At 40.5% G+C, this 12758-nt stretch carries 10 protein-coding genes and 1 other annotated feature; of the genes, 6 read left to right on the top strand and 4 right to left on the bottom strand.

The features are described from left to right. Positions 1–394: 394 nt before the first annotated feature. Together H540_RS29100 and H540_RS0106635 are read right to left on the bottom strand one after the other, a co-directional pair. Positions 395–1777 (bottom strand): amino acid permease, encoded by a 1383-nt coding sequence (locus H540_RS29100; protein ID WP_051317016.1) that lies wholly within the window; start codon positions 1775–1777, stop codon positions 395–397. 56 nt (positions 1778–1833) lie between these two features. Further along, positions 1834–2078, bottom strand: a binding site (T-box leader). Between the two features lie 203 nt (positions 2079–2281). Further along, positions 2282–3508: an FAD-dependent monooxygenase gene (locus H540_RS0106635; protein ID WP_028399969.1), complete on the bottom strand. Its 1227-nt coding sequence runs from the start codon at positions 3506–3508 to the stop codon at positions 2282–2284. A 270-nt stretch (positions 3509–3778) separates the two neighbouring features. On the opposite strand from H540_RS0106635, the gene H540_RS0106630 reads away from it, so the two are divergent. From H540_RS0106630 to H540_RS0106605, 6 genes are all read left to right on the top strand, one after another. Next, on the top strand, positions 3779–4543 hold the full coding sequence (locus H540_RS0106630; RefSeq protein ID WP_028399968.1) for a sulfite exporter TauE/SafE family protein: 765 nt from the start codon (positions 3779–3781) through the stop codon (positions 4541–4543). A 302-nt stretch (positions 4544–4845) separates the two neighbouring features. Beyond that, the gene (locus H540_RS0106625; protein ID WP_028399967.1) at positions 4846–5334 is read left to right on the top strand and encodes a MarR family winged helix-turn-helix transcriptional regulator; all 489 of its coding nucleotides are present in this window, start codon (positions 4846–4848) and stop codon (positions 5332–5334) included. After that, entirely contained in the window at positions 5328–7055 is a 1728-nt protein-coding gene (locus H540_RS0106620; RefSeq protein WP_028399966.1) for an ABC transporter ATP-binding protein, read from the top strand. The genes H540_RS0106625 and H540_RS0106620 overlap by 7 nt, the downstream gene beginning before the upstream one ends. Beyond that, on the top strand, positions 7052–8914 hold the full coding sequence (locus H540_RS0106615) for an ABC transporter ATP-binding protein (RefSeq protein ID WP_028399965.1): 1863 nt from the start codon (positions 7052–7054) through the stop codon (positions 8912–8914). The genes H540_RS0106620 and H540_RS0106615 overlap by 4 nt, the downstream gene beginning before the upstream one ends. A gap of 260 nt (positions 8915–9174) precedes the next feature. Further along, positions 9175–10824, top strand: a complete 1650-nt coding sequence (locus H540_RS0106610; protein ID WP_028399964.1) for a glutamine--tRNA ligase/YqeY domain fusion protein — start codon at positions 9175–9177, stop codon at positions 10822–10824. 217 nt (positions 10825–11041) lie between these two features. Continuing rightward, a complete protein-coding gene (locus H540_RS0106605) occupies positions 11042–11947 on the top strand; it encodes a hypothetical protein (protein WP_028399963.1) in 906 nt (301 codons plus the stop codon). 62 nt (positions 11948–12009) lie between these two features. Here H540_RS0106605 and H540_RS0106600 read toward each other — a convergent pair whose 3' ends face one another. Both H540_RS0106600 and tnpA read right to left on the bottom strand, forming a co-directional pair. Further along, the gene (locus tag H540_RS0106600; protein ID WP_028399962.1) at positions 12010–12207 is read right to left on the bottom strand and encodes a cold-shock protein; all 198 of its coding nucleotides are present in this window, start codon (positions 12205–12207) and stop codon (positions 12010–12012) included. 331 nt (positions 12208–12538) lie between these two features. Then, the coding region (gene tnpA, locus H540_RS0106595; protein ID WP_028399961.1) for an IS200/IS605 family transposase at positions 12539–12758 on the bottom strand (220 nt) is incomplete at its 5' end.

Here is a 12758-nt window from a genome sequence, read left to right as displayed (position 1 = left end):
TAAGAAGATTTATAATTTGATTTTGAACAAAGTTTTTATTTAGGCATCCGCGATGAAGCCGACCGCCGCGTCGTATGGCTGCAGCTGACGGAAGAAGGATACAACTTCATTGAAACGATCGTTACAAACAGAGATGAGTTCTTATGTGAAATATTGTCCGTTCTTTCTGCCGAGGAACGAACCCAGTTTTTGCATCTTTTAGGTAAAATAGCAGAGGGTATAGATGAAAAATGAAACGAAACACCATTTAGCACAATAATCAGCAAATACGAAAAAGGAAAACACTTCTGTACGAGGCGTTTTCCTTTTTACTTTATCCTTGCAATCATTCATCTTATGATCTCGTTACATTTATGCAAGGTTTTCAATTTACTGAAAGCTGCCATCATCAAAATCAAAAGTTCTGCATATTCATCACATTCTCGTTTAACCGTTTTGTTGAACGGGAACGAAACACTGCGTAGGTAATTGTAATGAAAAGATAAATGCCGGCTGTTACAGATGTCACTGCAATGGAGGAAGTAAGAACGACTCCTACTAATACAGCAAACAAAGAAATGAGCGCTAACCAAGTGGTAAAAGGAAATAATCGGACATAATAACGTGCTTGCTGTTTCTGATTTTTGCGGCACTTTAAATGAGACAGCGCAATAATAATCCAGATAAATAAAACCGTATATCCCAGAGAACCCATTAGGTATTCGAATGTTTTGCTTCCCGCAAACAAGGAAATCATTACACCTATATATAACGAAGTTGTACAAGCCAATATGGCGTAGACGGGCACATGCTTTTTGGAAAGTTTAGAAAAAAGTTTTGGAATCCGTCCATCCATAGCTTGTGTATAAAGGACACGTGAAGCTGCATACAAGCCAGAATTCATGGAAGAGATGATTGCCAACAATATGACTGCATTCATAATATGATCTGCATATGGAATTCCCACGGTTTTAAATACAGTCACAAATGGACTCTGCTGAACAGAATTGACTTGCTTCCAAGGGATAAGGCTCACAATGACGAAAAACGGCAAAATATAAAAAGAAATAATACGGGTCAAAGTGCCCCTTACTGCCTTTGGCACAACTTTTTCAGGATCTTTCGTCTCTGCCAACGTAACGCCGATCATTTCAGTTCCGCCATAAGAATAAATAACGACCAGCATAGCGGTAACCAATCCGCTCATCCCGTTCGGAAAGAAGCCTCCGTGATTTGTAAGATTTGACAAGCCTGGAGCTGTATGACCTTGAAACGAAACTGACAAGGTGATAATGCCGAATAAGATAAAAAGTACGATGACACTGATTTTAAGTAATGCCAGCCAATACTCCGTCTCTGCAAAGAGTTTAACCGACAACACGTTCACAACAGTAACGACGACTGAAACGATTAAAGCCAGCACCCAAATAGGGATATTTGGAACCCAATATTGCAAGAAAACGGCAGCGACTACCGCTTCAGCAGCTATATTTAAAACCCACATCTTCCAATAAATCCAGTCAAGAAAATAAGCAGCATAGTTTCCTAAAAGAGGCTGAACCAAGTCGCGAAATGTTCGTGCTTCTCTATTTCGCACTGCCATTTCGGCCAATCCTTGCATAATGAAAAGTAATATAATCCCTCCGATAAGATATGCGATAATGACCGACGGGCCGGCCATATCAATGGCTGTGCTGCTTCCTTTAAACAACCCTGCTCCTATGGCCCCTCCAAGCGCCATCATCATGATATGTCTCGATTGCATGGTTCTCTCTAACTGTTTCCCATTTTTACTCATAATCATTAATTCCCCCTAATCCTTGATGTACATACAAAAAGGCCCGTCGTCTCTTAATAAGAGACGACGGGCCTTTTTGCCTGCCGCGGTACCACTCTTGTTGATTCTCACTCAGAATCCACCTCATTGCATAGGACCTTATAACGTAAGTCAGCCGTTAAAACATATGAAATCTGAATCTATTTCATTCCGCCTTACCACTCCCGGGCGAGTTCAAAGTTCCATTCGACTGCGTTCCACCACCCCGCAGCTCTCTGTATACCATGGCAAGTCTTCTACTACTCCCGTTCCTCGTGTTTGATTTTTTCGTATGATGCTCTTGATTAATATAGTTCTATAATATACGCCTCTCTTTCTCGTATGTCAATAAAATAATATGAATTTAGAATATTCCACCGCAAAGTAGTTCACTGTATATGGAAAATAAACAAGATTTCAGTTACTAATCATTACTAAAAAAATTGTTTAGCTAGTCTTTTCTGTGAAAAGATGGTCGTCATCTTGTTATTTGTTGAAAACAAATTCAGGATTAATGGCTACAGGATTTTTCATGACAAATAGCTTTTTCTGGATCATTGAAAAAAGCGGAGTTTTGAAAGCAGCAGATAGGATGTATGGTCGTATCCCTTTTATAAATTTTGACGAAGTAAAAAATAGCTTTCCCATTCGCTTTTGAATTTGGTGAATTTCCTCAATCTCCTCACTTCGAATTTCTTGGACTCTACCGAGAACTTTAGCTGAGACATCATGTTTTTGCAATGCGTCCCAAATAACATCAGCCGCTACAACTGCTGTCGTTACTGCTAATGAAACTCCTATTGCTCCTACAGGAGATGAACAATGAGCAGCATCACCGATCAGTAAGCAGCCATTCTTTGCCCACGTTTTAACCATATGATTTTTGGCTTGGAGCGGTACGAATGGTTTAAAGTTAACCAAAGATTCAGCGAAATCATAAAACTCTTTGTTCGTATGCATAATTTCTTTACGAAAAGTTTCTATTCCTTGACGCTGTGTTTCTTTCCATTCACCTCGTGGTAAAGCGACGCCGACTTGAAGTAAATCAGGGTATTTGGGAAGTGTTATATAGCTATGCCCCTCTGTAATTTTAAATTGTAATTCTTCTCCCCAATGAGGCGGCCGTTTTACACTAAACCAAATCAAATCACCTGGATAATATTCATATTCTAATTCAAAACCTCCTAAACGACGAATAGTGGAAAACCGTCCATCAGCCCCGACTGTTATCTTTGCCTGAATTTCCAGCAATTCTTTATTTTCTTGCTCAACAACTACTCCTGTCACCGTTCCATCTTTTTCAATCAGTTTTTTCACCGGAGCATGAAACAACATATCAAAAGTTGGATATTCCTTTGCTTTTGCGTACAGTGCTTGAAGTAAGATAGGTTGAGGAATCCATAGCGCATATGGTACTCCTGCAATCATAGAAGCAAAATCAAAGTTTCCTTTCTTTTTATCATAATGATAAAAGGCACCTTTCTTTAACTTAGAATGAGGCAATTGTTCAATATACGTACGTAATTGCAATTGATCAAGCAATTGAACAAAACGAGGCTGAAGCACTTCTCCACGATATTCACGGTCAAAATTATCGTGACTCTCAAGGACGATTACTTGAACTCCAACCTTTGCAAGTAATAAGCCGAGCATCATACCCGCCGGTCCTCCACCAACAACAATGACATCTTTTTGTAATTGTTTACCGAGCATTTCACATCTATCCTCCTTTATATTCGAACGTCGACATGGAATTATATGTAAAACATTTTAGTGTAATGCTTGCTTAAAGTGAAACGTTGTTGTGAACTGACAATAATGTTCTTTACGAGGTCCCGACCCCTACTATCAAGTTAAAAATAAAAACACTCCAAAACGAAAATTTTGAAATCAATTAAAAATATTCCGAATTTTATTTACTACAAGGGATTAATATTGTATAATCACATAAAAATACTCGGATTTAATTTAGGGGGCACCAAAATGAATCTCAGCATCACAATTATGGGATTAGTAGTAGGACTTTTAGTAGGATTAACAGGAGTAGGAGGCGCAGCACTTTTGACTCCGCTTTTAATAGTATTAGGTATTAATCCTTCCATCGCAGTAGGAACAGATCTTGTCTATAATTCTATTACAAAGTTATTCGGAGTAACTCAGCACTGGAAACAAAGTACCATTAATGTTAAAATGGTGAAATATTTAGCGTTGGGCAGTATTCCAAGTGCAACTCTTGCCATTGGAACTCTTCATCTTTTTCCAACATTTCATCAGCATCAGGAGCAAATTATTAAACATGCACTTGGCTATGTCATGACTCTAGTAGCTGTTTCTATTATTCTTCGAGTCTTTTTCGATAAGAAGATACGCCCTAATCGTTGGCAGCTGCAACCTCTTGAAAAAAAGCGAGCACTAACCATTCTCATTGGTGTAATCTTTGGTTTTATAGTTGGACTAACTTCAATTGGCTCTGGATCTTTATTTGCTATTGCCATGTTGTATTTATATCGAATGAACACTTCTGAGTTAGTGGGAACAGATATTGCACATGCCTTTTTGTTAGTAACCGTTGCGGGTATATTAAATGCCAGCTTTGGCCGTGTGGACTATATGCTGACAGCTAATTTGCTAATAGGGTCAATCCCGGGCGTGCTGATAGGCAGTAGGCTAACTACTAAAGTTTCCGCTAAACCACTCCAAACTGTAATGGCGACAATTATTTTAATTAGTGGATTAAAGCTCATTTGAATCATTTAATGTTTATACAAAAAGAGCAACTTTCTCATTATGAGAAAATTGCTCTTTTTGTATAACATGTACTTATCGGAAATTAAAAAAACAAACGCACATACAGAGAAATTATAAAACCTGGCAAGCTAAAATTGCCCATTTATTTTATGCGGAAAACCATGTCATAATTTGTTGTTGTTCCTTTCTTGACTTCTCTTTATTATGGCTTTAAACTCATTATTATTAACAAAGTTAATTTTTCCAAAATGAACAGTCTTTCAAAGAACTGTTTCATAATGAACTGAATAGAGGTGACACAGATGGAAAAGAAAGAGGAACAATTGAAGCAAACACTCAACGTGCTTCGATCCTTTTGGCGCATTCAGCGGCGGTTCGGCAAATGGGGCCAGGCAACAATGATGAACAGCGATTTAAGTATGCCGCAGTTTTTAATATTGCAAACGATACCTTCAGGGAAAATCGTTCCGCAAAAGTATTTGGGCGAACGGCTCTTGTTTCCGAAAAGCACGCTGAGTACAGGTGTGGATGGATTGGTTTCGCTTGGTTTATTGGAGCGCATCATTTCCGAAGAAAACCGCCGGGAAGTGCAGCTTCGCTTGACCGAAGCTGGAGAGCGGCAAGTGCAGCTCATATATGACGACCCGAACGGAATGTACCAGAAAATGGATCGTGTATTGGCAGAGCTTCCTCAAGAATCAATCGACACTTTATTAAGCATCCACCAGCAGGTGTACGAATTGATGATGGAAGAAGAAACGATGCAGGATGGAGGCGCAGAACGGTGTTAAAGCTATTTCGTGATTTAAAACCATTTGCTTGGATTATTGCGGGCGTACTCGTATTTGTTTTTGTTCAATCCATGTCTGATCTGTATTTACCGACGTTGATGTCGGACATCATTGATACTGGTGTCGTAAAAGGCGACACGAACTACATTTTGAAAATCGGTGCTTTCATGCTGCTGATTACTGCTGTCGGAGCGGTTTGTTCGGTATTCGCAAGCTATCTCTCATCCAAAACGGCGATGGGCTTCGGCAAAAACTTGCGCGAGAAAGTATTTTCTCGTGTAGAGGGATTTTCTCTTTATGAATTCGACAAGGTTGGAACCGCTTCATTGATTACACGTACGACCAACGATATTACACAAGTCCAGCAAGTGCTGATCATGATGATGCGCATGGTGCTCAGCGCGCCATTCATGTTAGTCGGCGGCATTATCATGGCGGTTTCGAAGGACGCGAAGCTTTCGCTCGTGATTGTGGCCATCTCCCCTATTCTGGTCCTTACCATCTTCTTGATTATGTATAAGGCTTTACCGCTCTTTAAAGCCATGCAGGTCAAACTAGATAAATTGAACCTTATTCTCCGTGAAAGCTTGACGGGCGTTCGCGTCATTCGTGCATTCAATCGCGATCCTTATGAACAAACACGTTTTGAAAAAGCAAATTATGATTTAATGGACGTTTCCATTAAAGTGAACAAAATTATGGCATTCATGATGCCGATGATGATGCTGATTCTGAACTTGACCACTGTAGCCATTCTCTGGTTCGGCGGTCTGCGCATTGACAGCGGAAGTATGCAAATCGGTGATTTGATCGCTTTTATCCAATACGTTTCACAAATTATGTTTGCGCTTATTATGGCATCAGTCATGTTTGTCATGGTGCCGCGTGCCTCTGCTTCTGCAGCCCGCATTAACGAAGTGCTTGAAATGGAACCTAGTATTGTCGATGCAAAAGTAACCGTAACAGCTGATAAAAACCGCGGGTATGTCGAGTTTGATCATGTATCATTCAGCTATCCGGGAGCAGAAAGGCCCGCGTTATCACATATTTCGTTTCAAACAAAGCCTGGTCAAGTAACAGCGATTATCGGCGGAACGGGTTCAGGTAAATCGACGCTCGTAAACTTGATTCCGCGTTTTTATGATATTAACGCTGGAGCTATTCGTATAAACGGCGTTGATATTCAGCAGATGTCTCAAACGGATTTACGTGCAAAAATCGGTTTCGTTCCGCAAAAAGCTATTTTATTTTCAGGTACAATCAATGAAAACATTCGCTATGGCAAAGAGGACGCCACAGCTGAAGAAATTATGCATGCCGCTCGAATTGCGCAGGCTGCTGACTTCGTTGAACAAATGAAAGACGGCTATGAATCGGAAATCACGCAAGGCGGAACCAATCTTTCCGGCGGTCAAAAACAGCGCTTATCCATTGCTCGCGCTTTAGTCCGCAAACCGGATATTTATGTATTCGATGACAGCTTTTCCGCACTGGATTTTAAAACCGATGCGAAGCTGCGCGCCGCCCTGAAGGAAGAAACGGCGGATGCCACAGTGCTCCTTGTCGCCCAGCGTGTCAGCACCGTACTGGATGCCGATCAAATCATCGTGCTCGACGCCGGAAAAATAGAAGGTATCGGAACGCATCAGCAGTTGATGGAAACATGCGCTGTATACCGTGAAATCGTTGAATCGCAATTGTCTGAGGAGGAGATCGCATGAGAAACCAACAGTCGCAGCAAGGACGCGGTTTCGGGCATGGCCCTGGCGCTAACATGATGATACAAGGCGCAAAGGTAAAGGATTTTAAGGGCACGCTTCGCCGTCTTCTTACCTACTTACAACCGCGGCGTTTCAATTTAATTGCTGTATTCTTTACCGCGATTCTAAGTACTATTTTCTTAATTGCCGGGCCGAAATTAATGGGGAAAGTAACTACAAAGCTGTTTGAAGGCGCGATGATGAAGTTTAAAGGCGTGCCTGGAGCTAAAATCGACTTTCATTCTATCGGAGAAATACTGCTTCTGTTAGTCGGGCTCTATATCATAAGCGCATTATTCAGCTACCTCCAGCAATACATCATGTCGGATGTCGCTCAAAAAACCGTCTACGATTTACGCACAGAAGTGAACGAAAAGCTGGCACGGCTTCCGCTGAAATATTACGATGAACATCCCCATGGCGACACGCTCAGCCGGGTGACAAATGATATTGATACAATCGGAAGCACGCTTCAGCAAAGCATCACGCAATTTATCACATCAATTGTCACTATCGTGGGAATCATCATCATGATGTTAACAATCAGCCCTACGCTCACATTCATCAGCATTGTGACAATAGCCCTTTCAATTTTCGTCTTAAAACCGATTATGATGCGCTCGCAAAAATATTTTGCCGCACAGCAAAAATCGCTTGGACAATTAAACGGTCATATTGAAGAAATGTATACAGGACATCAAATTATTAAAGCGTTCGGTCATGAAGAAAAAGCAAAATTGGAATTCAATGAAGTAAATGAGAAGTTGTATAATGCCGGGTGGCGCGCACAGTTCATCTCCGGCATCATCATGCCGCTCATGTCATTCGTCAGCAATCTCGGCTACGTATTGATTGCCGTAGTCGGCGGTATTTACGTTACGAAAGGCTTCATCACGATTGGCGATATTCAAGCGTTCATCCAGTATTCCAGACAATTTTCCCAGCCGATCGCTCAAACGGCGAACATCGCCAACATCATCCAAGCGACGATCGCTGCGGCAGAACGCGTCTTTGAGCTGCTTGATGAACAAGAAGAAGTAAAAGCAGCCGTAAACAGAGTGAACTTGCCGGTAATAAAAGGTGAAGTGAGCTTCGAACATGTCGACTTCGGTTATAAACCCGATGCATTGCTTATTAAAGATATGAATATCCAAGTGAAACCTGGTCAAACAGCAGCGATTGTCGGACCAACAGGTGCAGGTAAAACAACATTGATCAATCTGCTTATGCGTTTTTATGAACTAAACGGCGGCGCTATTAAAATTGACGGTGCCGATACGCGGGATATGTCCCGCGAAGACTTGCGAAAAATGTTCGGGATGGTGCTGCAGGATACGTGGCTCTTTAATGGCACTATTAAAGATAATATCGCTTACGGCCGCCTTGAGGCAACGGACGAAGAAATAATTGCAGCGGCCAAAGCAGCTCATGCCGATCAATTCATCCGGACGTTGCCCGATGGTTATGACACAGTATTAAATGAAGATGCGTCCAACATTTCGCAAGGACAGCGCCAATTGTTGACGATTGCCCGAGCCCTGTTGGCAGACCCGGCGATTATGATTTTGGATGAAGCGACAAGCAGCGTCGATACACGAACAGAAGTGTATATCCAAAAAGCGATGACAGCCCTGATGCAGGGGCGAACCAGCTTTGTCATCGCCCACCGTTTATCTACAATTAAGGATGCCGATTTAATTCTTGTTATGAATCAAGGTGCGGTCATTGAACAAGGAAATCATAATGAATTGCTTGCGCAAAACGGTTTTTATGCCGAATTGTACAATAGTCAGTTCGGCGAAGAAGCATCGGCTGTGTAATGAAGAAATGGATTTGTCCGCAGCAGCGGGTGAATCCTTTTTTTCATTTATTGAAAGAAATTTAAAACACTTTCATACCGATTCGTAGCATTACTCCAAAAACAAAGCATACGAAGCAAATATGCCGGATCTCCACGTGATTCCGTTCTCTAAATCTCCTGCTGCAACTTTCAATCAATGGTTTCCATGCAAACTCTTTACTTATGCTATATAATACAAGTAAAATGATAAAATATAGAAAATGAAAGAGGTTGAAATAAGTGGAACATAGCTCGTCTAATTTTATCAGAAATATTGTGAAAGAAGATTTAGAAACGAGAAAACACGACCATGTCATTACTCGTTTTCCTCCGGAGCCAAACGGCTATTTACATATCGGACACGCAAAATCTATCGTACTGAATTTTGAATTGGCAGATGAGTTTAAAGGAAAAACGAATCTGCGCTTTGATGATACGAACCCGTTAAAGGAAGATATTGAATACGTAAATTCAATTAAAGAAGATGTAAAATGGCTTGGATTCGATTGGGACGGCTTATTCTTCGCTTCTGACTATTTCGAGGAAATGTATAACCGTGCAGTGCTGCTGATTAAAAAAGGACTGGCATACGTAGATGACTTAACAGCCGAAGAAATTCGTGAGTATCGCGGAACATTAACAGCGCCTGGAAAAGAAAGCCCTTATCGCGAGCGCTCTGCAGAAGAAAATTTGGATTTATTTGAGCGTATGCGCAGCGGAGAATTTGGCGACGGCGAAAAAGTATTGCGTGCAAAGATTGATATGTCTTCTCCTAACATTAACTTACGTGATCCTATTTTATACCGCATCGCTCACGCAACTCATCATAATACAGGAGACAAATGGTGTATTTATCCAATGTACGCTTTTGCCCACCCTATTGAAGATGCTATTGAAGATGTTACGCATTCCATCTGTACGTTAGAATTTGAAGATCAACGCCCTCTTTATAATTGGGTTATTGAACAATGTGAAATGGAAAGCAAACCGCAGCAAATCGAATTCGGCCGATTGAATTTGACAAATACGGTTATGAGCAAACGCAAGCTCAAGCAATTGGTTGACGAAGAATACGTAGACGGCTGGGACGACCCTCGCATGCCTACTATTTCAGGCTTGAGAAGAAGAGGCTATACGCCTGAAGCGATTCGCGCGTTCTGCCGTGAAATCGGGGTAGCAAAAACGACTGGCACCGTCGATACAGCAATGCTTGAGCACTTTGTAAGAGAAGATTTAAAATTAAAAGCTCCTCGTACAATGGGTGTTGTAAAGCCTCTGAAAGTTGTAATCACCAACTATCCGGAAGGTCAAGTTGAAATGCTGGATGCAGAAATCAATCCGGAAAATCCGGAAATGGGAATACGGCAAATTCCGTTCTCAAGAGAAATTTACATCGAGCAGGACGATTTCATGGAGAATCCTCCGAAGAAGTATTTCCGCCTATTCCCTGGCAATGAAGTACGCTTAAAACACGCATACTTCATTAAATGCGAAGAGGTCATCAAAGACGAAAACGGAAATGTAATTGAGCTTCACTGCACATACGATCCGGAAACAAAAAGCGGTACAGGCTTTACAGGACGTAAAGTGAAAGGAACAATTCACTGGGTAGATGCTGCTCATGCCGTACCTGCGGAGTTCCGCTTATATGAGCCGCTTATTCTTGATAATGAGAACGAAGAAGAAGGAACAACCTTCCTTGACCACGTAAACCCAAATTCATTGGAAATTTTACACGGCTTCGTTGAACCAAACATGAAAGAAGTAAATCCGCAAGACAAATTCCAGTTCTTCAGACACGGCTACTTTAATGTAGATCCGAAACACCTAACAAAAGACCATATCACCTTCAATCTAATTGTTTCATTGAAAAGTTCGTTTAAACTGTAATTTCAATGATATGAACTGAATGAGAAAGGCCAAAAATTCCTTCAGCAATAGAGGGAGTTTTTGGTCTTTTGTACTTTATACGGCATCTTTTCTCTCTCCCCTCCCTTTACATTTCCAAATGAACTATGTATACATACAAAATTTTGAATGGGAGAAGGAAAAAGACCATCATGCACAGTAAAGTAATAGTAATAATCTTGATGGAGGTTACAGAAATATGACTACACATAAAGATATTGCGATATTCGTCACACATTCATTTGAAGTTAACGGAATAAGCAAAGCTAACCAAGAAAACAAAACCTTTGTGTTTGAAACAGGAGAAATCTATCCTCTATTAAGAACATCTGTAAGTCTGCTTGATAACGGAGACGGTTCTTACAATGGCATTCCGTCCTATCTTGTGGATTACGGAAAACACGACACTCGCATTCCTGTCTATATTCAGGCGCGCTCTGAGGTAAAAGTTATTAACGTGAATGAATTTGATAAAAATCAATACTTTGCAAGCAAAAGAGGCACAGCTTACGAGGAATCAGGCCATGTATATGCTCATGTAGAGGATGGCATTGACTTATATGCAGCTGAAGACGATGATGCATACGACATTTCACCTGCAACTCCCTTTGTACCGCAAGAATTTTTCTTCGACGGAAAAACAGTTAAGGCCACTACAAACTTTTTACATGTTAAGCCCGTTTCTCTTTTTCCATTTGATATTCCAATAAAAGTGTTAGATGGAGAATGGGGACATCACACGCACAATATTGCAATATCTTTTGTTTTTTACTTAATAAGCAACAAAGAGATTAACATTTCATTCGAAGCAAGAAGCTCTCACAAACGTTGGGATGACATTTGTTCGTATGATGATTACATAAAAAATATGAGAGAAGTAGTCGAGGAATACCCTTATTTAATTATAGAGGACTTTCAAGATAACGGCGTTTGCACGAACCTTACATTCTCTTACACTTACGAGATGCCAGAAGAAGATAAAACATTCGAGAATGTAATGGATTGGGCATACGGCATTGCTGATGACGTTAGAAAGTTTACAGACAAAAGAGTGAAACAGTCGTTGCAGGCAATGGAAGCGTCTAATGCAGAAACATCTAAATAATCATAATTTTCAAACATAAAGAAATATAAAAAAGAACTCCTAGTAGGAGTTCTTTTTTACAATTACTTTTGAACGTTAGCAGCTTGTGCTCCGCGAGGACCTTGTGTAATTTCAAATGTAACTGTTTGGCCTTCTTCTAAAGATTTGAAGCCGTCGCCTTGGATAGCGGAGAAGTGAACGAAAACATCGTCTTGACCTTCTACTTCAATGAAACCGAAACCTTTTTCTGCATTAAACCATTTTACTTTACCTTGTAACATGTTGTTCCTCCTGTGTGGATTTCTCCACGTTATATTACCATTCTTGCTCTACATACTCTTTCAAGACGATTGTTTAAACATTCCTTCTATCAGTCATATACCGAACAAAAATAATTAACCTTAGTATATCATACTTATTAAGAAAATGATACAAATATATACAAAATTTATTTACAGAGTTTGATAGATTTCCTGCACCAGAAGAAAATGAACTAAGAACTGGATTATTCAAGGTGTTTTTTATATTTGTGGGCGTAAAACCACGATACCTTTAGGTTCGTGGATGTAAGCCCACGATACCTTTAGGTTCGTGGATGTAAGCCCACGGTTTTCATCCTTGTTCTTGCATGTATGTTTGAATCGTTTCTTTGCTGACATTTCCAATGGAACAAGCGAAATATCCGTCACTCCAAAAGGTTCGTTCCTTCCAAAAATGTTTGGAAAGATACTTTTCATGTTGTTTCCAAATGTGAAACGTAGTCATTTGCTTGCGTAGTCTTACGATTTCAAGAATACTCATCTTAGGTTCATAATGAATAAGCAAATGGATA

Origin of the sequence: Ectobacillus panaciterrae DSM 19096 (genome assembly GCF_000430785.1) — a bacterium.
Lineage (GTDB): Bacteria > Bacillota > Bacilli > Bacillales > Bacillaceae_G > Ectobacillus > Ectobacillus panaciterrae.
This window is presented reverse-complemented; position numbering and strand designations above follow the sequence as displayed.